This window comes from Streptococcus varani (assembly GCF_001375655.1).
Classification (GTDB): Bacteria; Bacillota; Bacilli; order Lactobacillales; family Streptococcaceae; genus Streptococcus; species Streptococcus varani.
In genome coordinates this window covers 125,858-150,961 of the sequence record NZ_CTEN01000003.1, presented here as the reverse complement: position 1 = coordinate 150,961, position 25,104 = coordinate 125,858, and the positions used below count along the sequence as shown (strand labels likewise).

Sequence of the window (25,104 nt, the reverse complement as noted above, 5' to 3'; positions counted from 1 at the left end):
TTTTACTGAAAAGAAGAAAAGAGGAAAATTATGGGGCAGAAAACGATTTACATAGTTGGTTTAGGCTTGATTGGTTCCTCATTAGCTTTGGGGATTCGTCGAGACCATCCTGATTATCGGATTCTAGGCTATAATCGTGGTGAGAAATCGAGAAGAATTGCTTTAGAGCAAGGATTCGTTGATGAAGCGACAGATGATTTTGCAGCTTTTGCTGACCGGGCGGATATCATTATCTTGGCTGTTCCGATTGAACAGACTATTGCTTTTTTAGAGGAATTAGCCACGCTGCCACTCAAAGAGAAAGTATTAGTAACTGATGCTGGTTCCACAAAAGAGGCAATTTGTCAGGCAGCTGAAAAGTATTTAGGTCCAGCTGGTATCAACTTTATCGGTGGACATCCCATGGCCGGTAGTCATAAGACGGGAGCTATCTCAGCAGATATCAATCTTTTTGAGAATGCTTATTATATTTTTACTAAAACCAGTAGGACCCAAAAGGATGCCATTGCACGTTTAACGGATCTCTTTTCAGGGCTCCATGCCCGCTTTATTGAAATGGATGCCCAGGAACATGACCGGGTAACTAGTCAGGTTTCTCATTTTCCTCACATCCTCGCTTCCAGTCTCATGAACCAAGCGGGTGAATACGCTTTGGACCATCCTTTTACCAACAATTTTGCAGCAGGTGGTTTTCGAGATATGACTAGGATTGTAGAAAGTGAACCCGGCATGTGGACCAGTATTCTCATGACCAATCCAGAGCCTGTTTTGGAACGAATTGCTGAGTTTCAAAGTCGCCTAAGTCATATTTCTAATTTGCTTGCTAGCCGGGATACCGATGCCATTTGGGATTTTTTTGACAAGGGACGGCGAACTCGAAAAGAGATGGAAATTCATAAACGAGCCGGAGTGGATAGTTTCTTTGACATCTTCATCACTATTCCAGACCAGGAGGATGTTATCCTCCAAATTTTGGAATTACTTCGTGGAATATCAGTGGTCAATATCCGCATCAATGAAGAAAATCGCGAAGATATCGATGGAATCTTACAGATTACCTTTAAAAATAAAGAAGATTTGGACCGGGCTGCGTCCGTTATCCGTACCAAGACTTCTTATCCAATCACTATTAGTTAGGAGAAAAAATGACACATAATATCTATGATTTAGCCAATGAATTGGACCGAGCAATCCGTCTTTTGCCAGAATACAAGGCAGTAGAAGCGGTAAAAGTATCCCTTAATTCTGATACAGATGCAAAAGCTATCTTGGATGATTATTTGGGCTTTCAGACTGAATTGCAAGGACTTATGCAGACTGGACAAATGCCAAGCGCAGACATGCAAAAACGCATGGAGGAAATTCATCAAAAAGTTCAAGCCAATCCTTTAGTCTCGGATTATTTCGCTAAACAGCAACACTTGTCTATTTATATGTCTGATTTGGAAAAAATTATTTTCAGACCCTTACAGGATTTGATGAAGTAAGGATGGAATTATCTCTCAAATCGAAATTTTCTGAAAAAAATGAATTTTTAACAAAAATGTCTTGACAAATAAAAAAAAATCGATTATCATATTAAAAAACCTTAAAAGAAATGAGAAAGAGAGATATCGTATGCTATTGACCAGTCAAGATCTTACGAACAATCAAGCGTATTACTACGGCTACTTTAGATAGTGTTTGTAGACATGGTGACCATGGATACAGACACGTGAAACGTAATGTTTGTATCTATTTGGCTGTGGTTATTCATCGTGTGCCAAAATAGATGAAAATCTAATAGGGCACCAAACTCAATCTGTTTTTCATTTTACAGTAGTAAAAGGGACCCTTTAGATTATTCTAAAAGGTCCCTTTATTTTGTCTTGTCTAGTATAAGATATTATCTAGTTCAGTTTATTAAGGAAATAAAAAATAGGAGAATAATGATGAAGTTTAAACAGTTTGCACTGACCTCTCTGGCCTGTTTATCAACTCTGGCTCTAGTAGCCTGCGGTTCCAATTCCTCTTCCAAGAATGAAGAGACAATTTCGGTAGGGATTATTCAATATGCTGAACACGATGCACTTTCTTCCTCACGCAAAGGCTTTTTAGAAGCTTTGGAGAAAGGAGGTTATGTTGAAGGTGAAAACTTGAAAGTCGACCTTCAAAATTCGCAAGGAGATCAAGCGAATCTGCAGACCATGGTCGACCAATTGGCAGGCAAAAATGATTTGAACTTTGCCATTGCGACTCCTGCAGCTCAAGCTCTTCTTAATGTGGACCAAGAAACGCCAGCTGTTTTCACGGCTGTGACAGATCCTGTATCTGCAGGCTTGGTAGATAGCCTTGAGAAACCCGGAGGAAATATGACGGGATCTATCGATGCTACTGACGTCAAAGGACAAGTGGACATGCTAGTCAAGGTAGTTCCAGAAGCAAAAACAATTGGAATCTTCTACAATTCGAGTGAAGTCAATTCTGAGGTACAAGCCAAAGAAGCACAAAAAGCTTTGGAGGCATTAGGAAAAACGGTTGTTATTAAAACAGTAACTTCAACCAATGATGTGCAACAAGTGATGACATCTTTGGCTAATCAGGTAGATGCCATTTACCTGCCAACGGATAATACCGTTGCCTCAACAGCATCTACCATTGGTGAAATCTTGAAAGATAAGAAAGTTCCAGCTATTGGAAGCGATGAAGCTGTCTTGGAAGCAGTTCTCTTTACTTACGGAGTAGATTACCATGCCATTGGTGTTCAAGCTGGGGAATTGGCCCTTGAAATATTGGATGGAAAAGATCCAGCTGATTTATCAGTTCAAAAACCTGAGACCGCAGCGATTGCAGTCAACCAAGAGATGGCAAAAGCCCTCGGCATCGAGGCTGAAACGATTCAGAAATTAACAAAATAAAGCGAGGAAATGAAAATGAAAAAGTCTCTTAAAACACTCATCACAGCTTCTTTATTGACCCTAACTGCTTTACCATTGGTAGCTTGTGGTTCAAGTACTAGCAAAGATACGACAGGTGATACAATCCACGTGGGAATCTTACAATATATGGAACATGATTCCTTGATGGCAGCTCGGAAGGGTTTTCTAGCTGAATTAGAAGAAAATGGTTATAAAGAAGATGATAAAATCAAAGTGGATTACCAAAATGCACAAGGTGATCAAGCCAATCTTCAAACCATTTCAGAGCAATTAGTGGGTAAGAATGATCTCGTTCTTGCTATCGCGACACCCTCTGCACAAAGTTTGGCTACTGCTTCCTCAGAAGTTCCAATTTTATTTACAGCGGTAACAGATCCCTTGTCGGCTGACTTGGTTGACTCTCTCGAAAAACCAGGTGGAAACTTAACGGGTACTAGTGATCAAGCTCCTATCAATAAACAAGTTGAATTACTAGGGCAGGCTGTTCCAGGTGCTAAAACAGTTGGGATTCTTTACACAACTAGTGAGCGCAATTCAGAAGTGCAAGTAGAAGAAGCAAAAAAACTTTTGGAAAAAGCTGGTTACAAAATCGTGCTCAAAGGTATTTCAACAACCAATGATGTTCAGGATGCTACAACAAGTCTCATGAAAGATGTAGATGCGGTCTTTGTACCAACTGACAATACTGTGGCTTCCACCATGACCTTGATTGGTGAACTTTCTATTGAGTACAAGGTTCCCGTTATTGGCGGTTCCACAGACATGATCGATGCTGGTGGTCTCTTGACTTACGGTACGAACTACGAAGCTTTGGGGCGTCAAACAGCTAAAATGGCCATTAAAGTGATTGAGGGTGACAAGCCTTCTGATTTGGCAGTTGAATACCCAGAGACTGTTAGCTTGCATGTCAATAAAGAAATGGCAGATAAGCTAGGAATTGACGTTTCTAAATTATCTGTTACAAAATAGTCATCTAGCTTCTAAGAGTTTGAAGATGCTAATTGTTTGAACGGAGGACGAGCAAATGATTCGATCAAAAAATAGCTTATCTTTCCTGCAAGCCTACATGGCGAAATAGATTTTTTGACTGTTCATTTCCCTTTTTTCTATCTTTCTTTAAGGAGAATATTTTGGATTTAATTTTATCAAGTTTATCACAGGGACTCTTGTGGTCAATCATGGCCATTGGAGTTTACCTGACTTACCGTATTTTAGATATTGCAGATTTGACAGCAGAAGGGGCTTACCCCCTTGGTGCTGCTATCTGTGCAACCAGTATCGTATCTGGTCTGAATCCCCTTCTAGCGACTCTACTTGGATTTGTAGGTGGAATGGCAGCTGGTTTGGTATCAGGCCTCCTGCATACAAAAATGAAAATTCCCGCTCTTTTGACAGGTATTGTGACCCTAACTGGTCTTTATTCTATCAATCTCAAGGTTTTGGGCAAGGCGAATGTTGCCCTTTTACGTCAAAAAACTTTGGTAACGCAGTTGCAAGATATGGGTTTGACAAAAACCAATGCGGTTTTGGTCATCGGTGCTATTTTTGTAGTCGTTGTGATTCTTTTGTTGACCCTGCTGATGAAGACGCAAGTTGGTTTAGCCCTTCGTTCAACCGGCGACAACATCCCCATGAGTGAAGCCAATGGAATCAATGTCGACCATATGAAAATATACGGTTACATGCTATCAAACGGTCTCATCGCTCTCTGTGGCGCTCTCTTGACCCAAAACAATGGCTACGCAGACTTAAACTCCGGTACAGGAACGATCGTTATTGGTCTGGCATCTGTTATTATTGCGGAAGTTATTCTACGTAATCTCAGTATCGGTTGGCGTTTAGCCTCTGTCGTCCTTGGATCTGTACTATACCGTATGATTATCTTGGCAATCTTAGAAATACCAGGTATGGATGCTGATTTGGTCAAACTTTTCTCAGCGATTCTTTTAGCAACTGTTCTTTTTGTTCCAGAATTACAGAAGAAATTCAAAATCCGTCCTTTAGCTGGTACGGACAAAACAGCTTAGGGAGGTTATTATGAACACAATTTTATCTATCCAATCCATTCATAAAACATTTGAAGCCGGAACGATTAATGAAAACCACGTTCTTCGCGGTATGGAATTGGATGTGCAAGAGGGAGATTTTATCTCCATTATTGGTGGTAACGGAGCGGGTAAATCAACTTTGATGAACTCTTTAGCTGGTACTCTGACAGTTGATCAGGGAGACATTCTCTTGGAGGGCAAGTCCATCAAGAATATTCCCGCAGCCAAACGTGCCAAGGATATTGCGCGTGTCTTTCAAGATCCAAAAATGGGAACAGCATCGCGCCTGACTATTGAGGAAAATATGGCCATTGCTTATCGTCGCGGTTTGGCTCGCGGTTTGAGTTGGGGAGTTAAGGACAGTGAGCGGCAGATTTTCAAGGAATCTTTGAAAGAATTGGGGCTAGGTCTAGAAAACCGTCTCAAAGTAGATACACAATTCTTATCAGGTGGTCAGCGTCAGGCTTTGACTCTGATGATGGCTGCTTTGGTTAAACCAAAACTCTTGCTCTTGGATGAACATACAGCGGCTCTTGACCCAAAAACCTCTGATATGGTTATGGATTTGACCAAGAAGATTGTTGAAAATCACCAGTTGACAACCTTAATGATAACCCACAACATGGAAAATGCTATTGAATTTGGCAATCGCTTGGTGATGTTGCACCAAGGCCGCATCGTTGTGGATGTTAGAGGTGAGGAAAAGAAAAATCTTACCGTTCAACATCTGATGGACCTTTTCCATAAAAATAGTGGGCAGGTACTGTCAAATGATGAGTTGATTTTGAATTAGTGGGATAAATTAGAGATGGAGAAAAAATTCAGCTCTGAGGCAATACTTATCAGATAGAGGAATAAAAAAGACTTAGAATTGCGCTTTAAACGACGTGATTCGGCTCTTTGTCAACTGTAGTGGGTTGCTGAAAAGTCATAACCTGGAGAGGACCAACTTGGTTCTCTTCTTTTTGATGTTCAAAGCGATGAGAATTCTTAATTTAAAGTTGTCAAAGTTCCGGAAACCAAAGGCATTACGCTTAATGACTTTGATGAGGTTGTTAGTAGCGTCTAGTTTGGCGTTTGAATAGGGGAGTTCTAATGCGTTAATGATCTTGTCCTTATCCTTCAAAAAGGTTTTAAAAATAGTTTGAAAGATGGGATTTACGCTGGGAAGCAGCTCCTCAATGAGGTCAAAGAAATGTTCAGCTTGCTTCTTTTGAAAATGAAAAAGCAATAGTTGGTAAAGTTCATAGTGTTCTCGAAGTTCCTGCGAGTAAGAAAGTAGTTTTTTAAGAATCTCTTTGTTGGTTAAATGCATCCGAAAAGTAGGGCGATAAAAGCGTTTATCGCTGAGTTTACGGCTATCCTGTTGAATGAGTTTCCAGTAGCTTTTTAGCGCCTTGTATTCATGAGATTTTCTGTCAAACTGCTTCATGATTTGGATGCGCAGATGGTTCATGGCCCGACTCATATGTTGGACGATATGAAAGCGATCGAGGACAATTTTAGCGTTTGGAAATAATTTTTTAGCGATATCGTAGTAAGGACTAAACATGTCCATAGTGATGACTTTGACTCGGTTTCTCACCTGTCTGGAATAGCGGAGGAAGTGATTGCGAATGGTCGTTTGTGTTCGTCCATCTAGAATAGCTAAGATAGTAAGCGAGTCAAAATCTTGTGCGATGAAGCTCATTTTGCCCTTCTTGAAACTATATTCATCCCAGCTCATGTGAGCTGGGAGCCAAGTTAGGTCAGTCTTGAATTGGAACTCCTTGAGTTTGCGAATGACTGTTGAAGTGGATACGGCCAAGCATTCAGCGATGTCTGTCATAGAAGCTTTCTCAATCAGCTTTTGAGCAATCTTATGGTTAACAATAGCTGGTATTTGATGATTCTTCTTGACCAGAGAAGTTTCTGCGACAGCTATTTTTCCGCAATCCTGACAACGAAAACGACGTTTCCTTAAACGAATTAAGGTCTTATATCCAGCACATTCCAGATAGGGGATTTTAGATTCTTTTTGGAGGTCATATTTAGCCATCTGACCATGACAGTTGTGGCATTTAGGAGCCGGATAGTCAAGTTTAGCGATGACTTCTTTATGAGTTCCAGCGTCCACATAATCTGAAATGGTGATATTAGGGTCTTTTATTCCAAGTAAGTTTGTGATAAAATCAAATTGTTCCATATGAGTCTTTCTAAAATGATGGTTTTGTCGCTTTTCATTATAGGTCATATGGGACTTTTTGTATACACTCAAAAAGGCTCCATAACCTCCATAGTGGTCTTACCCACTACAGAAATTATAGAGCCCGTGATTCTAGGTCTTTTATAGTGTAAGGATTTTTTAGTCAATCTTACCTTTCTTTCCGTAACAATTAGGAAAAAGTCTTTCTTAGAAGCAGTTTACATTTCTCATTTTTGGACCTATAATGGAGCTAAGAAATAAAAAGGAGAAATAATATGAGTGATATCACTGAAAAGATATATCAGTTTCCGGATGGATTCCTCTGGGGATCTTCAACATCTGGTCCACAAACTGAAGGGATTGTTGAGGGTGATGGTAAGGGAATGAGCAACTGGGATTACTGGTATAGTATTGAACCAGAGAGATTCTATGCTGAAATTGGCCCTGAAAATACATCGACTTTTTACAAGCATTACAAAAGTGATATTAAGCTTTTAAATGATACAGGTCATACGGTTTTTCGCACTTCTATCCAGTGGTCACGCTTAATTCCATCTGGAAAAGGGAATATTAATCAAGAGGCTATTCAATTTTATAGAGAAGCTTTTTCGGCTATCAAAGAAGAGGGAGTTAAATTGATTGTTAACCTCTATCACTTTGATTTACCCTATTGTCTACAAGAACTTGGTGGCTGGGAAAGTAAGGAGATTGTCTATGCCTTTGAAGCCTATGCTAAAACCTGTTTTGAACTCTTTGGAGATTTAGTAGATAGTTGGATTACCTTTAATGAACCAATTGTTCCTGTCGAATGTGGCTATTTGGGTAATTACCATTATCCGTGTAAAGTGGATATGAAAGCAGCTGTACAAGTGGCCTATAATACGCAATTAGCCAGTTCTTTAGCTGTTAAAGCTTGTCATGAAACTCATTCTGATTATAAAATCTGTGTTGTACTTAATTTAACTCCTGCATATCCACGAAGTGATAGCAAAGAGGATAAAAAGGCTGCAAAAATTGCGGAACTCTTTCAAACAAAGAGTTTTCTAGACCCGTCCGTTTTAGGCTATTATCCGGAAGAATTGATTTCAATCCTGAAAGAACATGATTTGCTACCTCAATGGACTCCAGAGGAGTTAGACATTATAAATGATAATAAGGTTGATTTTTTAGGCGTCAATTATTATCAACCGTTGAGAGTCCAAGCGCCAGATGAAGGACCAAAAGATAAACTAACATTGGAATCATTCTTTGCTCCTTATGATATGCCTGGTAAAAAAATCAACCCTCACCGTGGTTGGGAGATCTATGAGAAGGGCATCTATGATATCGGAATGAATCTGAAAGAAAACTATGGCAATATCGAATGGCTAGTTACTGAAAATGGTATGGGTGTTGAAGGTGAAGAAAAATTCAGGGAGAATGGTTTTATTCAAGATGATTACCGAATTGAATTTATCCAGGACCACTTGATTGAGCTCCATCGTGCTATTCAAGGTGGAAGTAATTGTAAGGGGTATATGCTCTGGACCTTTATTGATTGCTGGTCTTGGTTAAATGCCTATAAAAATCGATATGGATTGATTGAACTTGACTTAGAGACAGAAGAACGGATTATCAAAAAATCAGGTTATTGGTTTAAGGAATTGAGTCAGAACAATGGCTTTAGAAAGTAGGGCTCTTATGGTTAAATTAGGTTTTTCTCTTTACCCTGAAAGACATTCGCTGGATAAGTCACTAGACTATATCGATTTACTCAGCCGCTATGGAGCTAAGCGCTTATTTTTGAGTTTGCTCCAATTTGGGGAGGAAAGTCAGGCCATCGTTGCACTCTACAAGCAGATCATTGCTTATGCAAACGACAAGGGAATAGAAGTTGTCGCTGATATTAGTCCAGATTTTGTAGCCAATAATCGTTGGACTGGTCAGATTATAGCAAAAGCTCATGAATTTGGTTTGGCGGGTATTCGTTTAGATGAGGCCCTACCTCTAGTAGAAATTGTTAGATTGACTGAGAATCCTCATGGAATTAAAATTGAACTCAACTCTAGTACGGATAAAAGTCTCCTCTTAGACCTCATTGACGCTGGAGCTAAGATGGAAAACTTGATTTGTTGCCATAATTTTTATCCTCATGAGTATACGGCTCTATCCAGAGCTCATTTTATGGAGATGTCCCGATTTTATAAGGAACATCGGTTGGTTTCCTCCGTTTTTCTTAGCGCCAATACTGCAACAGAAGGTCCATGGCCTGTAACAGAAGGCCTTCCAACCTTAGAAGAATTGCGCTATGCTCCTATCTGGCTACAGGCAGAAGTTCTAAAAGCAACCGGCCTTTTTGATAATATTATTATTTCCAATCAATTTATTGAGGAAAAAGAATTGGCGGTCTTAGCTGAAACCATTGGACGAGAAGCTCTTGTTATGGAATATGAGAGCAGCTTATGCTTGACAGAAACAGAACAAAAAATTCTAGATTATGACCATGTCTATCGAGGAGATGTTTCGGAATATCTGATTCGGTCGACTTGGCCCCGCGTAAAGTATGGGAAAGAGTCGATTCCGCCAAGAGACCAGGAAAGAAATATTCAGCCTGGTAGCATCATCATAGACAACGATCTGTATACTCGCTACAAGGGGGAACTGCAGATTGCCCTGAAGGCATTTAAGATTAGTGAAAAAGCAAATCATGTGGGACAGTTGACTGATGAGAGCCTTTTGATTCTAGATTTTATTCAGCCTTGGCAAAGTTTTCTTTTAAGGAGAAAATCTTAAAGTAATCTTCATTAACAATAAGGAAAAACTACTTACCAAATCATCTTCAAACTTTGGTACAATAAGACTATAAGTGGAAATGAAAGTATAGGGTGGAGATGTTATCCAAAAAAGAAATGAGTATTTTGGCCGCTCTGCTGAAATACCAGGGCTCTTATATAAGTAGTCAAGAGATTGCAAAAGCAGTTGGCCTTAGTGATCGAACGGTGCGCAAGTACCTCAAACAGTTGGAAGAAGTTTTGGAACAACATGGAGCTCTGCTCCTTTCCAAGCAAAGTTTGGGAACTCAATTTTTGATAAAAGATGCTATTGCCTTTGATACCTTTTGGATTGAGCAAAAAAACCAGCATCGAGCGGTATCCGATGTGACTAAATTAGAAGTAGCGGATGATAGGGAACGCTACATTATCAACAAACTCTTCTTCGAAGGTGGAGAATGCAGTTTAGCAAGCTTATCACAAGAACTCTTTATCAGTAAGACCAGTATATCTCAAATGTTGGCGGATATTCGTGAGATGATTGCAGGTTACAACCTATCCTTACAGGTGGAACACAATCATTTCCATGTGAAAGGTAAGGAGGAAGATACTCGTCACTTTATTAAAGATTATTTCTTTTTAGATAGTTTTAATGGTTCCGTCTTCTCCCTTATAGGGGATGAGTTACTAGAAAAAGTTCATCTTTCAGAAATCATTCATATTGTAATAAAGCATAGTCGAAATGCTGGTTTAAAATTAGCAGATTTCATTCTTCATAATTTAGTCCTTCATTTGGCATTAGCGATTAAACGCTTGAAAAAAGGGCATCCTATTCAATCACTAAGTGGCTTAGAGAATCTCCTGAATACCGAGGAATATCAAGTTGCTCAAGCAATGATTAATGATTTAGATGCAACACTGGGCATTCATTTTCCTGAACAAGAAGTGGCCTATGTCACCATCCATCTTCGCTCGGGAAGAAGTAACTTCTTGGGTTCGGATGATTCGTCGTCCTCCTTTGATAGTTTAGAAGAACATATCGGTTTAGCTCTGAGAAAGATGGGCGAGGAATTGGCTCTACCACTTGAGGAAGATAGCCATCTTATCAACAATCTAAAATCTCACTTTGCTCCTCTGCTCTCTCGCTTGGTTAATCATATCCAACTCTTTAATCCACTGACTGATGAAATAAAACAGGAATATGGTCCTGTCCTAGATTTGGTCAAAGAGTATTTTATGGAACTTCCTGAACTAGCTTCTTATGAAATCAGTGATGATGAATGGGTCTATATTGCCCTTCATGTCTTGGCAACGATTGAAAAATTGAGTCAGCAGCAGAAAAAGCGAGTATTGGTTGTTTGTGCAACAGGTATCGGTAGTGCTCGCATGCTAAAAAATCGTTTGGAAAGAGAATTTTCTAGAGATATAGAAATTGAGGATGTGGTCAGCTACTTTGATTTGGCCCAACGTGACTTCAAGGACATTGACTTAATTATTTCTTCCATCGATCTTTCAGGCCTCCTTTTCTTAGTCCCTGTTGTTCAAGTCGGAGTTCTCTTAAATCAAAAAGATATAGAGAAGATAAAGACTAGCCTAAATAATATAGTTATAAAAAATCATCCAGTTGATGCAAAATCTGATCTTGCAAGCAGAACCGAGAAACTAGATTTGAATCTGGAAGAAATCTTTCAAGCAGATCAATTTCTTGTCTTTGATGAAAAGTTGGCTAAGAAAGAGGTCCTGGATATCATGATTGCCCGTTTAAAAGAGGCTGAAAATGCTGGTTTTATCGAGGCCTTCCATCAGCAATTACAGTTAAGAGAAAGTCTGAGTCCAGTGGTTTTTGGAGAAGTATTAGCTTTTCCACATCCCGCAAAAGCTCTCAGTATTCAAGAGCAAATTGTGGTGGGTATCTTCAAAACTCCATTGGAGTGGAGTGAAAGCGCACCTCATGTACGATTTGTCTTTCTGATTTCTCCATCCATGAGTCGTAATGACGTTTTAAAAGAAGTTTCTCCGAAATTAGTTGACTTTGTGGAAAATACTTCCTTGCAAAGAAAATTATTGGAGAATCCAAATTTTGAAATATTTAAAAAATTGTTTATTCCCTTATTAAGGGGAGGAGGAAATTAATATGAAACATATTTTATTAGTTTGTAATGCTGGTATGTCAACCAGTATGTTGGTCACTAAAATGCAAAAAGCAGCGGAAGCAAAAGGTGTCGAAACAACTATTTGGGCTATTCCAGTATCAGAAGTGGCTGATGAAGTGGCCAATAAGCCTGTTGATGCAATCTTGGTTGGTCCACAAGTTCGTTTTATGCTCAAAGAGTACAAGGAAAATTATGAGCCAGCTATAAAAGTCGCTGACATTAACATGATGGATTATGGCACTATGAATGGAGAAAATGTTTTAAAAACAGCTCTGGAATTGATTGGAGGTTAAGTATGTCAACACCTTCAAATCTTGAAGCCGTTATGGGGCTGATTATGCACGGAGGCGACGCCAAGGGCAATGCGGTAGAAGCAATTCGCTGTGCCAAAGCAGGGCAATTTGACCAGGCAAGAGAATACCTTGATAAGGCAAGAAAGGCTTTAAATGTCGCTCATAAGTCACAAACTAGTTTGCTGACGCAAGAAGCATCGGGTGATTCGGTTGAACTTTCTTTACTCATGGTACATGGACAAGATCATCTGATGACAGCTCTGACCTTCATTGATTTGGCGAAAGAAGTCGTCGAAGTTTACGAGAGAATGGATCAACTTGGAGGGTGATGAATGGATATTTCAATCACTAAATTATGTTCCTTACCAGCAAGGGCAATTTTTAAGGCAATTACCAAGTCTTTGGTAGATGATTATGTTCAAAATACAAAAGAAAGTTTAAAGGAGGAAGATTTAAGACCGGGTTTATCCTACATTAAATATTTTGGTAATAAAAACCAAAGTAGTAGTAAGGTGACTCTAACAGCTCTTGATAGTCCTAACTTGTATGAAGTAGTGTTTTCAACAAACCGAGGCAAGCAAACCATTTCTTATCAGCTGGAGTCTATATCAGATACTGAAACACAGATTTGCTATAGCCAGAAAGTTGAACAAGGAACCTTTGCTCAGAAAACAAACGACTTTATAGCTGGATTGTTTTTTAAGAAGGGTTTGGAAAGAAAAATTGAGGCTCAGTTAACGGCTCTAGTTAACTATGTCCAACAACAAACGTTTAACTAATTTTCAAAAAAATAAAGGAGAAATTTCATGTCATCATTTTCTGAAAAATTCATGGATATTTCTGGGAGAATCGGCTCTCAGAGACACTTAGTGGCTATTCGGGATTCCTTCATCGCCATGATGCCTATTACCATGGCGGGATCTGTTGCTGTTTTGCTTAACGTTTTCTTACGGGATATTCCGACCAATATGGGCTATCCAGACTTTGCCACAGCTATGGCTCCAGTCATCAATATCAATGGTTATGTTTATTTTGGTACAATTGGTATCATGGCCCTAGTCTTTGCTTTTGCTTTTGGTTATAATCTATCACTGATGCACAAGGTCAATCCTTTGGCGGGTGGTTTGGTTACCTTTGCAGCTTTTGTCTCAACCATTCCTCAGTCATTGACTATTTCTACACCTCTTACAGAAGCTAGTGCTAGTTTGATTTCTGGTTTAAAAGATCTAGGTTTGACAGTCGCAACTGTTGATGGGGTTTCGAGTTTGGAAGCTAGTCAATGGGGGGCCATCGCTCTTAAATATGCAGGGGCAACCGGTCTCTTTACAGCTCTCTTTGTTGGTTTCCTAGCGGCATTTGTCTTTGCTGCCTTGACCAAACGCAATATTATCATTAAAATGCCGGATACAGTACCACCTGCTGTTAATAAAGCCTTCGCGTCTATTATTCCGGGGACCGCAGCGATCTATGCGACTTCTATAGTAGCTTATCTGATTTTTGTCATGTCAGGTATGTCGCTTAGTGATTTAATTTCTAAATATGTCCAAATGCCATTGCTCGGTTTGTCACAGGGCTTGGGTTCTGTTATCCTCTTAACCTTCTTGGTTCAGCTTTTCTGGTTCTTTGGTATCCATGGTCACAATGTTTTAGCACCAGTTATGGATGGTATCTACGTTGTTGCCTTAACTGAAAATACAGCAGCTTACAATGCGACTCACAGTGTTGCCAATCTTCCATATCTTTGGACACGTGGTTCATTTGATGCTTATGCTCAAATGGGTGGTTCTGGTGTTACTTTAGCCCTCATTATCGCTATCTTCCTCTTCTCAAAACGTGAAGAACACAGAGCAGTTGCCAAATTGTCTGCACCAATGGGAATTTTCAATATAAACGAACCAGTAACATTTGGGATTCCGATGGTATTGAATCCAACTTTTGTTATTCCATGGTTGATTGTCCCACCAATCTGTGCAACCATCGCTTATCTGGCTACAGCAGCAGGATTGATTCCACCGGTCTTCGCAGCGGTTCCTTGGATTACCCCTCCAGGCTTGTACGCTTATCTAGCAACTGGTGGTAATATCATGGCTGCCTTGGTCTCACTCTTTAACTTATTCATAGCCTTTCTCATCTGGACACCATTTGTTATTGCGTCCAATAAGGTGAAAGCAAGTGAATAAGGGATCGACATCTTGGCCGACCTTTCTACTGTCACTAGGTTTTTTCCTAGTTGCTATTAGTCCATTAACGAATGGGAAGTACCTTAATATCATTTCAGGGATCAGTTTGATTGCATTAGGTTACTACCTAACAAAGAAAAAGAATAAAAATAAGTGAGAATTGGTTATAAAAAGACGGTAGCAAGTTGAACTTGTTGCCGTCTTATTTTTGTCTTAAATTATATCACTTAACTCAGTTCTGGCAGCAATAAAATCGATAAAATTGCTCAAATCCTGGCTAAGAGGTTTGTTATTGCGATAGACTGCATAATAGATGCGGGCTTTTTTTAAATCATCCAATTCAATGATTTCAATATCTTCAAGGGAATTGAGAAAGTCTAGTTTTGGCATCAGGGCTAAGCCGAAACCCTGTGATACTAAACCAGCAACTGTTTCATCTTCACTAACTTCAAAAGCAATTTGAGGGCGCTCTTTCTCCTTACTATAAATTTGTTCGATAAGAGGGCGCATGCCACTTCGAGGAGAAAACCAAACCTGAGGATAGGGTAGGGTGTCGGATATGGTTACATTTTCTTGATCGATAAGAGGATGTTTTTTGGGAACAATCAAGACCATATCTTGAGCAAAGATAGGGATAAAGGAGATAGTCGGATAGTTTTCAATTTTTGAGCAAAAAGCCAAATCATAGCGATCATTGAGTACGCCCTCAACCATATCTGTTGACATGCCGCTATCATTGTGGAAATCAAAGCGTGAATTAGTCTCTGGGAAGGCTTCCATAAATTTACGAACTAAATTTGGTACAGCTTTTCGTCCGAGTACACGCAGTAATGTTAAATTGATAATCGGTTTGTTGGAATGCTTTTTCTGTAAGTGCTCAATCCCCTTATCAAGGACAGCCAAGGAAGATTGGACAGTAGCATAAAATTCTCTTCCTTGGTTGGTCAAAATGATATTTCGACCTTGCTTTTTAAAGAGGGGGACTTGAACTTCTTCTTCAAGTGTAGCAATAGCGTGGCTCAAGGTTGGCTGCGTGATATGCAATCTTTTCGCAGCATCAGTGTAATGTTCCAAGTCTGCTAGAACTAGGAAGTAGCGTAGATGTTGTAAATTCATAGTGTCCACCCCGTTTTCTAATCCCCCACAGTATAGCACAAACCATAGAAAAAATCTATTAATTCATAATTTTTTTCTAATTTGTTTTTCTTATAAGGCTGCATTATAATAAAAAATATAGAAAGTGAAATAATTAACAAACTAGGAGGACGGTTATGTCTAAACTTTCACCAATCACCATTAGTTCATGGACCCTGGGTGATCAATGTCGATTTGAAGACAGGGTTAAAGCTGCTAAGGAAGCCGGTTATGAAGCAATTGGTCTTCGTGCTGAAACTTATGTGGATGCACTTCAAGAAGGTCTGACAGATCAAGACATCCTTGCCATTCTTGATAAATATGATATTTTCGTTTCTGAAGTTGAATATATCGTTCAATGGGCAGAAGAAAATCGCAGCTATGAACAGAAGTACAAGGAACAAATGTGTTTTCACATGTGTGATTTGTTCAAAGTTGGACATATTAACTGTGGCTTGATGGAAAACTATTCTATCGACTATACAGCACAAAAATTGAAAGAATTGTGTGAACGGGCAGGTCATCGAATCATCGGTGTAGAACCAATGCCTTACTCTGGTCTTCCTAACTTTGATAAAGCATTTGCTGTCGTGAAAGCTTCTGGTGCAGAAAATGCTATGCTAATTTTAGATACTTGGCATTGGGTACGAGCAGATCAGCCTTATCGGGCCCTTACAGCTGAAGAAGCAGTTAAGGTTATTTCTATCCAGATCAATGATGCTTACCAGCGGCCATATGCTTTCTCTATCCTTCGTGATGAATCTATGCACGATCGTTTAGCACCAGGTACAGGAGCCAAAGATACGGTTGGTTTTCTTCGAATGGTCAAAGAAGCAGGAATTGATCCAAAAGTAATTGGTGTAGAAGTCATTTCAGATGAAATTCTTAGTCGTGGTTTAGAACAAGCAGCGGTTTATACTTTTGAACACACCATCAAAGTCTTGGAAGAAGCTTGGCCGGAGCAGTTGCCGGGTCAGTAAAGAAAACTTCATAAAAATTTGAAATTTTCTGAAAATTTAAGTATACTAGTAGTTTAGAAGGAGTTTATAATGTCAGATAAATGGTTAGGTCTTGAAGGAAAAGTTGCAGCTGTCACAGGTGCTGTTGGTGGGATGGGGCGTACTATCGTTCAAGAATTTGCAAAACAGGGAGCGAATATTCTTCTCTTGGATATTCGTGAAGATGCATTGATTGAATATGCTGAAGAAATTGCGAAGGAATATGGTGTTCAAACACTTGCAGTAAAAACAAATTCAGTTTCTGAAGAAGAAGTGGATCGTGCTGTAGCTCAAGCCCTTGAAAAATTTGGTCGTGTGGATATCTTGGTTAACACGGCAGCTATGCTTCGTGCTTGTCCATTGGAAGACCTACCTTTAGAAGAATGGCGTCAAACTGTGGATATCAACTTGACAGGTTATTTCTTGGTATCGCAACGTTTTGGTCGTCAATTTATCAAACAGGGAAAAGGAACTATGGTTCATATTTCAACCATCGCATCTGTTTTCCCAGAAACCTATTCAGCAGCTTATAGTTCAACAAAAGCAGGTGTCAATATGATGTCACGTCAGATGGCAGCAGAATGGGGGCAATTTGGTGTACGTTCCAACTGTATCCAACCATGTTTGTCAAAACTCCATTGTCAGAAAGTTTCTATGCTGATCCTGTAGTAGAAGAAGGCCGTAAAGCTTTGACAGCCAACAAGCGTATCGGTAATACCATGGATATTGCCAATGCGGTTATGTATCTTGCTAGCGATCGTTCAGATTATACAAATGGTCATGAACTACGTGTTGAAGGTGGTTTCGGTATCATGATGGGAGACCAAACACCAAAACCAGGTGGACGACGTGAATTTGCAGTCAAGGAACATGATGCTTACTTAGAGCGGATCAAAGGTAACAAATAGGTTTTAAGAACCCCCAAAAAAGTTGAAGTGATTGGTAAAACAATCGCTATCAGCTGTATTTATGAAATGAACAGGCGACTAGACAGAATCTTTTTTGCCTGTGTATCTTCTTTTTGAAAGGAATTTAGGATCCAATGTTTAAGAATAACAAATACAATTTCACAGCAATTTTGCTTTGGATGGCTTACTTCTGTCATGGTATGCAAGCAATCATCATCTCACAAAACTCACAGTTCTTTGCGACAAAATGGGGCTTGATTGATGCAGCTGATTTGTCAGATGCGAAAAAATTGGCTGCAGCGACAGCAGCAGTATTGGGTGCTGTAGCATGGACGGGTATCGGTAAAATCTCTTTCTTGACTTTTTCTGGTCCTTTATCAGATAAAATTGGTCGTAAACCAGTTGCAGTTGCTGGTTTAGCTGGTTATGTGGTCATGTTTGCTGGCTTCTTATTTGCAAACAATATCATGATGGCCAATATTTTGGCCTTTGTTGGTGGTGCGATGACATCACTCTTTGATGGTTCCATGAACCCAGCTCTTTTCGAAATGTATCCAGAGAACAAATCGACAGCATCTGTTTTAGGTAAGACATTTATCTCTGTCTCTTCGATCTTGTATCCATTGTTTGTAGCTTTCTTGGCGACAAATAGCATGTCAGCTGAAATTGGAATTTGGCTTCCATTTATCCTCAGCATCCTTGTCTTCCTTGGTTCAGTCTTTGCTCCATTCCCAGACTTGGATTTACAAAAATCAGAAGGACTTAAACCTGCACAGGCGATCAAAGAATTGGCGAACCGCCAAGCACCTCCAGTTGCAGCTGATTCAGCTTCGTCAAATAGTAGTAGTCGTGCAAAATTCATCATTGATGGTACCGTCTTGTCACTCTTTGCCTTGTCTATCTACTCAAACTTCTATCTTTTTCAACAAGCTTCTAAAATCTATGCTCAAAACGTCTTAGCAATGGATTCGACAGCGGCAGCAGCAGTTACATCTTGGTATCAATTTGGTGGCTTGGTTGCGACAATCTTCTTCTCCTTCCTGATGGCTCGTGGTATCCGTGATATCTCAATCTTGGTTATTTCACCGATCTTTGCTGGTTTGGCAGGTCTTGCAGTGTTCTTTTTCCCAAGTCCAACGGTCTTGACATTTGCTGGTATTGTAGTTGGTTTCTGTTCGGCAGGCGGTCTTCTCCAAATGGGGAATGGTGTTCTCAACCAGTTCTTTACATCAAACAAAGGTTTCAATACAACGGTTTATTACTTTGTTATGGCTCTTGGTTCCTATATCGTACCTCAAGCAGCATCTAGTATGATTGCTAGCGGTAAGGCCGAAATGATTATGATTTTCGTGGCAGTAACTGGTATTTTATCTGCGGTGATTATGGCATTCGTTGGGAAACGCTATAGCCATATCTTTGGAGTTTCTATCTTCTCAAACTCAAAGAGCGCTAAATAGTGTATAATACCAATATGTAGGCTATGGCGATTCGCCTTAGTCTGCCTTTGTAATTCTAGGGATCGGCTTTTAATAGAGAAAAAATTATTTTCGTAATTGATCAGTGAATAATCCTTATTAAAAGTAAGACAAATAAATTTTATTGGATAAAGGGGAATCATTCTGTGAAACACAACAAGTATATTCCTACCATTAGCAGTTTGTATGTAAACTATGCTTTCCAAGGGATTGCAGCTATTATTGTCTCTCAAAATATGTCTATTCTAAGGAGTCAATGGGGGGCTAGCCTCAGTCAAGTAACCTTAGTTCTGAGTGCAGTTGGTCTGGGGCGTATTCTCTCTATCAATACAGCTGGTCTCATTTCTGACAGAATGGGGAGAAAACCAGCTGTTATTCTGGGAATTATTTCCTATATTGCCTTCTTTATCGGATTGCTCTATTCTCCAAATTATCATCTAGCTTTCATCTTCTCCATCTTTGCCGGATTTGGTAATGCTTTTCTAGATACGGCAACTTATCCAGTAGTAGTGGAGGCCTTCGACGATCATTCTAGAAATAGTGCACTTAGTGTTCTCAACAAGGCATTCATTTCCATGGGGCAGTTTGTTTTCCCAATTATTGTGCGCTTTATGCTTAACAATCATATCTACTTTGGATGGACTTTCTTGGTTTCTGCCCTTTGTATGCTTATCAATCTCTTTGTTCTCTTACGTTTACCTTTTCCAACTGTTTCTAATGGACGTGTGGTCACAGTGGATGTTAATGATACAATATTAGAAGCATATAAACCAACTGGGGCTAAATTTCAGATTGAAGGGATGGCTCTCATGGTCTTTTCCTTCGTATCTGTTTCACTATTTAATATCTTTATCACATGGATTCCTACTTATACACAATCAGCTTTAGGAATGAAAGAGGCAGATAGTCTGACATGGGTCAGTATCTATAGTATTTTCTCTTTCGTATCGGTCTTTGTGACTTCCTTCATTGTTAGCCGTGGTATTCATGTGCCTCGTTTTATGATGTTTTGTACTTCTGTTACAGGAACAGCTTTGGCACTCATGCTGATTGTACCTAACTATTACAGTGTTTTGTTTGCAACCTTCTGTGTCGGTTTCTTTGCGGCAGGGGGAATTTGGCAGTTGGGATTAGCCGTTCTTTTGGAATTCTTTCCTTTCAAACGTGGTCTTATTACCAGTTACTACTCATTGGCAACATCGATTTCTGTTATGGGAATTCCTTATTTAACAGGACTTTTAGCAGAAAAAAATATCAATCATGTCTTCCTATTAATCCTTATCTTAGCCTTCCTAGGAACCTTTAGTCTCTATTTTGTATATAGGCGCTATCAGGAAATTTTCCACCCTCAAAAAAAGGGTTATCAATAATAATATTTTAAGTTTTAAATTTTAGAAAGAGGTCAACTCATGGCAGAACGTTTATCAGGTCATACTCTCTTGGTTTCACTTATCGCGACTCCAATTCGTCATTCCTTGTCTCCAAAAATGCACAATGAAGCCTATGCCAAACTTGGTTTGAACTATGCTTATCTTGCTTTTGAAGTGGGTAACAAGGAATTGCCAGGAGCAGTTCAAGGTATTCGTGATTTGGGCATACGTGGCTCTAATGTTTCCATGCCAAACAAGCAGGCTATTCTTCCACTTTTGGATGAATTGTCGCCAGCTGCTGAATTGGTTGGAGCCGTTAATACCGTTGTCAACAAGGATGGCAAAGGTCATCTAGTTGGTCACATCACAGACGGTACAGGAGCTGTTCGTGCCTTGGCAGAAGAAGGAGTGGATATTAAGGATCAAATTATTACCCTTTCTGGTGCTGGTGGTGCTGGTACAGCCATTGCTATTCAACTTGGTTTAGATGGGGCTAAAGAAGTTCGTATCTTCAATATAAAAGATAACTGTTTTGATAACGCATTGGCATCTGTTGAAAAATTGAACAGCCGCACAGAATGTAAAGCAAGTGTTCATGATTTGGCTGATACGGAGGCCTTCTACAAATCCATTGCAGAAAGCTCTATCTATATCGATGCTACTGGTGTGGGGATGAAACCATTAGAAGATCAAAAATTGATCAATGATCCAGCTGTTATTCGTCCTGATTTGGTTGTCTTTGACGTAGTTTACAGCCCAGCTGAAACAGAATTGCTCAAATTTGCTAAGGAACATGGCGCTAAAAAAGCCATTAACGGTTTGGGGATGATGCTTTACCAAGGAGCAGAAGCTTTCAAACTTCATACTGGCGAGGATATGCCAGTTGAATATATTAAGGATTTGCTTTTTGCTGATGATAAATAAGAAAAAAGGTGTATCTTACTTTTGTGAGTTATACTTTTTTCATTTGATAAGCTAATACTTTTTGAAAATCAAAATTATTCTTTGTTTAAGCTCCTTGCCTAAAATTAGGTATATCTGAATCGCCTCATCTTATCTATTTTTAGTATAAAATAGCTCTATTCTATGATTGATTTTCCTACTTTTTTCATTATTTATGACCTCCTGGTTTCTTTAGTCTAGTTTGGTTTTGCTTTTTATTGAGTATTCAAAATCATGAGTAAGCATTTTCAAAGAAAATACCCTATCTATTAATAGATAAAATCTATTGGAACCCGCTTCAAAAATTCATAAAATGAACTTGTGAAAAGATTCTCAATCTATGTTAAAATATGAGTATGTAAAAGTGTAGAAATGAAAGGGGCTGATGTTATGAAAATTAAGCCGTTTCCAGGTTATGAAAATCACATTGCCAGTAATTTAGCAGATAAGTCTAGTCAAGAAATTCAAGCTCGTGCCAAAGCGCAGGTGGAGGCTATGATTGCTTATGAACTTCCAGAAGGAATGACTATGGAGGATCGCAGGATTCCTGGTCCAGATCAGAATCAAGAATTGAAGATTCGTGTCTTTAAACCAGCTAACTTACCAGAGAAAGCACCTATGATTTTAGATATTCATGGTGGAGGTTTCGTGGCTGGTACAGTCGATATTGATAATGCTCGTTGTATCGCTATTGCAGAACGTGTTCCAGCTATCGTAGTTTCTGTCGAATACCGACTCAGTGGTCAGGATGGTATCCACTTTCCAAAACCCATGCAAGATTGTCATGCTGCTTATATATATATGCATAAGCATGCAGAGGAGTTTGGTGGAGATTCAGAGCGTTTGGGCTTGCATGGATCCAGTGCTGGAGCAACGATTGCAGAAGGTTTAGCCTTATACTTACGTGACCGCAATGAAATCCAACCAGCTTTGACAGTTCTCAACTGTCCAGCCCTGGCTCTCAATATCGATGCGAGTTATTCTATGCATCAATATATGGAACTGAAGATGGGTCCAGACAATAAGACTGTTGGAGCGGAAGCAACTTATCTTGGTGGCTATAATGGACAAAATCCATCTTATTATGCATTTCCAAGTTATTGTAGTGATTTGGGTGGTTTAGGAGCTACTATGGTTATTGTAGCAGAGTATGATACTCTTCGCGATTCTGGTTTAGACTATGCTCAGCGACTCTTACAATTTGGAGTCCCCTGTGAAATCTATCAAGCGCCTCGTCTTGGTCATTGTTACTCATCAGCCCCACATCCCTTTACGGATTTTACTCATGATATGATGGCTTGGTCCTTCAAGCGTGAATTTGGTCTGTTAGAAGATTTGAAAAAATAAGATTCTGAAAAATAGTTAGGAGATAGATTTATGAGTCCAGCCATTCTTGCATTAATTATGCTCGCTATTATTGTTGTATTCATCCTTTTTGAGAAACAATTGAAAATCCCAATGAACTTTGTTTTGTTCACAGTTCCTGTCATTTTCAGTTTTCTCATGGGTTATGATTTGCCCCAAACCAGTACTTTCCTTTTGAATCAACTCAGCACGGTGATGAATCAGACGGGCTATATGCTTTTGTTTGGGTTGATATACTTTGTTATGTTGACTGAAACTGGTATGTTTGATGTCATGGTTAACGCTGTAATGAAACTTATTGGTGATCGCCTCAATGTGGTTGGAGTCATGATTTTGACATCTGTTCTGGGTGGGATTGCTTATTTGACCGCTAATATGTCCACAACTTATCTGGTTGTCTTCCCGATTGTTATTCCTCTTTATAGAAAATTCAAAATTAACCGTGACTTTGCTTTTATCATCTGTCAAACCGCCGTGGCAGCTATGTGTTGGTTGCCATGGGGAATCGGTGTGATCATGTCAGCAACCATGGCTGGTACCAATGCAGAAACCCTAGCACAAGCTTCTATGCCATGGGGACTTTGCTTTATTCCAGCCATTATCTTGCAATATGTTTATTTTGCATGGCGTCATAAAAAAGAACATGGTACACTTGGTTTACCGGAAGGTATTGAGGCACAAGAAGCTGAAGTAGAAGCTGCAAAGGAAAAAGAATTTTCTCGTCATGATTTATTCTGGATCAATTTCTTCATTTTTCTTTTGGTCATTGTAGCTTTGGCAGTCTTTAAAGTTCCATCCTATTTGGTCTTCATTGCAGCGTCAATGGTAACGGCGCTTATTAACTATCCAAAAAATTTCGGACAGATTTGGAATAAGGCAGGCATGACCTTCTTTAATGTCTTAATTATGCTTTTGGCCATCTGTTTCTATTTGGCTATCTTCAATGCAGCACCTGAAGATGGCAGCAAACTTTCCATGGTGGCTTCTCTTGCTCAACTGCTGGAAAGTGTCTTTCCTTCCTTCCTACTCAATTATATGCATATTATCTTCTTACTCTTGGCAGTGCCCATTATCTACTTTGTGCCCTACCAACTTTACAATGCTCTCTACCCACTTTTTATCTCAGTGGGAGCTGCCTTCGGCTTGTCGCCAATTGCAATTATCGCGCCATTTGTATGTAATTTGGCTTTGGCAACTTCTGTTACACCAATGAACTCCGCAACCTTTGTCGGCTGTTCCTTAATTGAAAAAGAAGTAGGGCCATACACACGTCACGCAGCACCAATTATGTTTGTCACCAATCTAATTGTTATTTTGACAGCTCTTTTAGCAGGAGTTTTACAATTTTAAAATCAGAGGAGGCTGGGCAAAAAAGGCTAAAAAATAGAAAATGGCTTAGAATAACGTCGTCAGAAACGTTAATTCTAAGCCATTTTTGGTGATTATAATCTTAATAGAAAGTCTAAATTTTGAGTTTTTTCAGCCTCTTTTTTATAGTAGTAGCAAATAAATACATAGATTTCTTCTATAAATTTAGAAAAATATATTCATTAGATTTATCAATTTTATTGTGATAAACTTTTTAGTGAATAATATCACATAAAGGCGGAAATCATATGACAGACTCAATTATAACTGTTTCAGGTGTTACCTTTGGTCAAGGTCGACCAAAGATTATTGTTCCACTTGTTGGCCAAACAGAAGAAGAAATCTTAGCAGGTGCACATCAGGCTAAAGACCTGGATTGTGATGTTATTGAGTGGCGAATTGATTTCTATGAAAATGTAGAAAATCCTTCAGCTGTTGCAGCCTTGTCTCATAAGGTTCGAGGAGCAGCTGGAAAACCAGTCTTGGTAACTTTCCGTACAGCCAAAGAAGGTGGAGTCTTGCCTATCTCAGACGACCTTTATTTTGAAATCTATAAAGCAGTCTTGGCTGATGGTCGTGCTGATTTGATTGATGTGGAACTTTTCATGCCTGAGGAGCCTGTTCAAGACTTGATCAAACTGGCACATGAAAAAGATGTCAAAGTCATTATGTGTAACCATGATTTCGATGCGACGCCAGCTAAGGATGAGATTGTCCGCCGTTTGAGTCTCATGGAAGAGCGAAATGCGGATATCTGTAAAATTGCTGTTATGCCCCAGTCCAATAACGATGTTCTTACTCTCCTGACGGCAACGGCTGAAATGTATGCAAGAGCAAGACGACCACTTATTACTATGTCAATGGGGGCTCTGGGTATGGTCAGCCGGGTAAGTGGTGAAGTATTTGGTTCGTCTGCAACTTTCGGAGCAGCTGCTAAAGCATCAGCTCCGGGTCAAGTACCCGTAGCAGAATTACGCACTATCTTATCAACTTTGAAATTAAGCAACGAGGAGTAAA

General features: G+C 39.5%; 23 protein-coding genes and 1 pseudogene. 22 read left to right on the top strand and 2 right to left on the bottom strand.

Annotated elements, in window-relative coordinates:
- Positions 1–30 precede the first annotated feature (30 nt).
- From BN1356_RS06800 to BN1356_RS06775, 6 genes are all read left to right on the top strand, one after another.
- A complete protein-coding gene (locus BN1356_RS06800) occupies positions 31–1,137 on the top strand; it encodes a prephenate dehydrogenase (protein WP_093650654.1) in 1,107 nt (368 codons plus the stop codon).
- 8 nt (positions 1,138–1,145) lie between these two features.
- Positions 1,146–1,487 carry a YlbF/YmcA family competence regulator gene (locus BN1356_RS06795; RefSeq protein ID WP_093650653.1) on the top strand — a complete coding sequence of 114 codons (342 nt, stop codon included), beginning with the start codon at positions 1,146–1,148 and terminating at the stop codon, positions 1,485–1,487.
- Positions 1,488–1,931: 444 nt separating this feature from the next.
- Positions 1,932–2,897: an ABC transporter substrate-binding protein gene (locus BN1356_RS06790; RefSeq protein WP_093650652.1), complete on the top strand. Its 966-nt coding sequence runs from the start codon at positions 1,932–1,934 to the stop codon at positions 2,895–2,897.
- Between the two features lie 15 nt (positions 2,898–2,912).
- On the top strand, positions 2,913–3,887 hold the full coding sequence (locus tag BN1356_RS06785) for an ABC transporter substrate-binding protein (RefSeq protein WP_093650651.1): 975 nt from the start codon (positions 2,913–2,915) through the stop codon (positions 3,885–3,887).
- 161 nt (positions 3,888–4,048) lie between these two features.
- Positions 4,049–4,945: an ABC transporter permease gene (locus tag BN1356_RS06780; RefSeq protein ID WP_093650650.1), complete on the top strand. Its 897-nt coding sequence runs from the start codon at positions 4,049–4,051 to the stop codon at positions 4,943–4,945.
- 10 nt (positions 4,946–4,955) lie between these two features.
- Positions 4,956–5,759 carry an ABC transporter ATP-binding protein gene (locus BN1356_RS06775; protein ID WP_093650649.1) on the top strand — a complete coding sequence of 268 codons (804 nt, stop codon included), beginning with the start codon at positions 4,956–4,958 and terminating at the stop codon, positions 5,757–5,759.
- 135 nt (positions 5,760–5,894) lie between these two features.
- Here the strand turns inward: BN1356_RS06775 and BN1356_RS06770 are convergent, their stop codons facing one another.
- Positions 5,895–7,151: an ISL3 family transposase gene (locus tag BN1356_RS06770; RefSeq protein ID WP_176694213.1), complete on the bottom strand. Its 1,257-nt coding sequence runs from the start codon at positions 7,149–7,151 to the stop codon at positions 5,895–5,897.
- 275 nt (positions 7,152–7,426) lie between these two features.
- Here BN1356_RS06770 and BN1356_RS06765 point away from each other — a divergent pair, with 275 nt between their 5' ends.
- From BN1356_RS06765 to BN1356_RS13015, 8 genes are all read left to right on the top strand, one after another.
- Complete coding sequence (locus BN1356_RS06765; protein WP_093650648.1) at positions 7,427–8,824, top strand: glycoside hydrolase family 1 protein; 1,398 nt, start codon at positions 7,427–7,429, stop codon at positions 8,822–8,824.
- A gap of 7 nt (positions 8,825–8,831) precedes the next feature.
- Positions 8,832–9,923 (top strand): DUF871 domain-containing protein, encoded by a 1,092-nt coding sequence (locus tag BN1356_RS06760; RefSeq protein ID WP_093650982.1) that lies wholly within the window; start codon positions 8,832–8,834, stop codon positions 9,921–9,923.
- Between the two features lie 98 nt (positions 9,924–10,021).
- Positions 10,022–12,034 (top strand): BglG family transcription antiterminator, encoded by a 2,013-nt coding sequence (locus tag BN1356_RS06755; protein ID WP_093650647.1) that lies wholly within the window; start codon positions 10,022–10,024, stop codon positions 12,032–12,034.
- A 1-nt stretch (position 12,035) separates the two neighbouring features.
- The gene (locus BN1356_RS06750) at positions 12,036–12,347 is read left to right on the top strand and encodes a PTS sugar transporter subunit IIB (RefSeq protein WP_093650646.1); all 312 of its coding nucleotides are present in this window, start codon (positions 12,036–12,038) and stop codon (positions 12,345–12,347) included.
- Between the two features lie 2 nt (positions 12,348–12,349).
- Positions 12,350–12,676 carry a PTS lactose/cellobiose transporter subunit IIA gene (locus tag BN1356_RS06745; RefSeq protein ID WP_093650645.1) on the top strand — a complete coding sequence of 109 codons (327 nt, stop codon included), beginning with the start codon at positions 12,350–12,352 and terminating at the stop codon, positions 12,674–12,676.
- Positions 12,677–12,679: 3 nt separating this feature from the next.
- Complete coding sequence (locus tag BN1356_RS06740) at positions 12,680–13,126, top strand: DUF3284 domain-containing protein (protein WP_093650644.1); 447 nt, start codon at positions 12,680–12,682, stop codon at positions 13,124–13,126.
- 27 nt (positions 13,127–13,153) lie between these two features.
- Positions 13,154–14,527 (top strand): PTS sugar transporter subunit IIC, encoded by a 1,374-nt coding sequence (locus tag BN1356_RS06735; RefSeq protein ID WP_093650643.1) that lies wholly within the window; start codon positions 13,154–13,156, stop codon positions 14,525–14,527.
- The gene (locus BN1356_RS13015; RefSeq protein ID WP_141651833.1) at positions 14,520–14,684 is read left to right on the top strand and encodes an LPXTG cell wall anchor domain-containing protein; all 165 of its coding nucleotides are present in this window, start codon (positions 14,520–14,522) and stop codon (positions 14,682–14,684) included. The genes BN1356_RS06735 and BN1356_RS13015 overlap by 8 nt, the downstream gene beginning before the upstream one ends.
- 56 nt (positions 14,685–14,740) lie before the next feature.
- Here BN1356_RS13015 and BN1356_RS06730 read toward each other — a convergent pair whose 3' ends face one another.
- Positions 14,741–15,643, bottom strand: a complete 903-nt coding sequence (locus tag BN1356_RS06730; RefSeq protein WP_093650642.1) for a LysR family transcriptional regulator — start codon at positions 15,641–15,643, stop codon at positions 14,741–14,743.
- A 155-nt stretch (positions 15,644–15,798) separates the two neighbouring features.
- Here BN1356_RS06730 and BN1356_RS06725 point away from each other — a divergent pair, with 155 nt between their 5' ends.
- From BN1356_RS06725 to aroD, 8 genes and pseudogenes are all read left to right on the top strand, one after another.
- Complete coding sequence (locus BN1356_RS06725) at positions 15,799–16,641, top strand: sugar phosphate isomerase/epimerase family protein (protein ID WP_093650641.1); 843 nt, start codon at positions 15,799–15,801, stop codon at positions 16,639–16,641.
- Positions 16,642–16,710: 69 nt separating this feature from the next.
- A pseudogene (locus tag BN1356_RS06720) lies at positions 16,711–17,567 on the top strand (SDR family NAD(P)-dependent oxidoreductase).
- A gap of 134 nt (positions 17,568–17,701) precedes the next feature.
- Positions 17,702–19,024 (top strand): MFS transporter, encoded by a 1,323-nt coding sequence (locus BN1356_RS06710; RefSeq protein WP_093650638.1) that lies wholly within the window; start codon positions 17,702–17,704, stop codon positions 19,022–19,024.
- A gap of 164 nt (positions 19,025–19,188) precedes the next feature.
- Positions 19,189–20,412 carry an MFS transporter gene (locus BN1356_RS06705; RefSeq protein ID WP_093650637.1) on the top strand — a complete coding sequence of 408 codons (1,224 nt, stop codon included), beginning with the start codon at positions 19,189–19,191 and terminating at the stop codon, positions 20,410–20,412.
- A gap of 39 nt (positions 20,413–20,451) precedes the next feature.
- Positions 20,452–21,336, top strand: coding sequence for a shikimate dehydrogenase (locus BN1356_RS06700; RefSeq protein WP_093650636.1), 885 nt, complete (start codon positions 20,452–20,454; stop codon positions 21,334–21,336).
- A 408-nt stretch (positions 21,337–21,744) separates the two neighbouring features.
- On the top strand, positions 21,745–22,701 hold the full coding sequence (locus tag BN1356_RS06695; RefSeq protein WP_093650981.1) for an alpha/beta hydrolase: 957 nt from the start codon (positions 21,745–21,747) through the stop codon (positions 22,699–22,701).
- A gap of 30 nt (positions 22,702–22,731) precedes the next feature.
- A complete protein-coding gene (locus BN1356_RS06690; protein WP_093650635.1) occupies positions 22,732–24,069 on the top strand; it encodes an SLC13 family permease in 1,338 nt (445 codons plus the stop codon).
- Between the two features lie 266 nt (positions 24,070–24,335).
- Positions 24,336–25,103 carry a type I 3-dehydroquinate dehydratase gene (gene aroD / locus BN1356_RS06685; RefSeq protein ID WP_093650634.1) on the top strand — a complete coding sequence of 256 codons (768 nt, stop codon included), beginning with the start codon at positions 24,336–24,338 and terminating at the stop codon, positions 25,101–25,103.
- Position 25,104 lies beyond the last annotated feature (1 nt).

Coding starts and splice junctions, on each gene's coding strand:
- BN1356_RS06800 (WP_093650654.1), top strand. CDS start 31: ATGGGGCAGAAAACGATTTACATAGTTGGTTTAGGCTTGATTGGTTCC.
- BN1356_RS06795 (WP_093650653.1), top strand. CDS start 1,146: ATGACACATAATATCTATGATTTAGCCAATGAATTGGACCGAGCAATC.
- BN1356_RS06790 (WP_093650652.1), top strand. CDS start 1,932: ATGAAGTTTAAACAGTTTGCACTGACCTCTCTGGCCTGTTTATCAACT.
- BN1356_RS06785 (WP_093650651.1), top strand. CDS start 2,913: ATGAAAAAGTCTCTTAAAACACTCATCACAGCTTCTTTATTGACCCTA.
- BN1356_RS06775 (WP_093650649.1), top strand. CDS start 4,956: ATGAACACAATTTTATCTATCCAATCCATTCATAAAACATTTGAAGCC.
- BN1356_RS06770 (WP_176694213.1), bottom strand. CDS start 7,151: ATGGAACAATTTGATTTTATCACAAACTTACTTGGAATAAAAGACCCT.
- BN1356_RS06765 (WP_093650648.1), top strand. CDS start 7,427: ATGAGTGATATCACTGAAAAGATATATCAGTTTCCGGATGGATTCCTC.
- BN1356_RS06760 (WP_093650982.1), top strand. CDS start 8,832: ATGGTTAAATTAGGTTTTTCTCTTTACCCTGAAAGACATTCGCTGGAT.
- BN1356_RS06755 (WP_093650647.1), top strand. CDS start 10,022: ATGTTATCCAAAAAAGAAATGAGTATTTTGGCCGCTCTGCTGAAATAC.
- BN1356_RS06750 (WP_093650646.1), top strand. CDS start 12,036: ATGAAACATATTTTATTAGTTTGTAATGCTGGTATGTCAACCAGTATG.
- BN1356_RS06745 (WP_093650645.1), top strand. CDS start 12,350: ATGTCAACACCTTCAAATCTTGAAGCCGTTATGGGGCTGATTATGCAC.
- BN1356_RS06740 (WP_093650644.1), top strand. CDS start 12,680: ATGGATATTTCAATCACTAAATTATGTTCCTTACCAGCAAGGGCAATT.
- BN1356_RS06735 (WP_093650643.1), top strand. CDS start 13,154: ATGTCATCATTTTCTGAAAAATTCATGGATATTTCTGGGAGAATCGGC.
- BN1356_RS06730 (WP_093650642.1), bottom strand. CDS start 15,643: ATGAATTTACAACATCTACGCTACTTCCTAGTTCTAGCAGACTTGGAA.
- BN1356_RS06725 (WP_093650641.1), top strand. CDS start 15,799: ATGTCTAAACTTTCACCAATCACCATTAGTTCATGGACCCTGGGTGAT.
- BN1356_RS06710 (WP_093650638.1), top strand. CDS start 17,702: ATGTTTAAGAATAACAAATACAATTTCACAGCAATTTTGCTTTGGATG.
- BN1356_RS06700 (WP_093650636.1), top strand. CDS start 20,452: ATGGCAGAACGTTTATCAGGTCATACTCTCTTGGTTTCACTTATCGCG.
- BN1356_RS06695 (WP_093650981.1), top strand. CDS start 21,745: ATGAAAATTAAGCCGTTTCCAGGTTATGAAAATCACATTGCCAGTAAT.
- BN1356_RS06690 (WP_093650635.1), top strand. CDS start 22,732: ATGAGTCCAGCCATTCTTGCATTAATTATGCTCGCTATTATTGTTGTA.
- aroD (WP_093650634.1), top strand. CDS start 24,336: ATGACAGACTCAATTATAACTGTTTCAGGTGTTACCTTTGGTCAAGGT.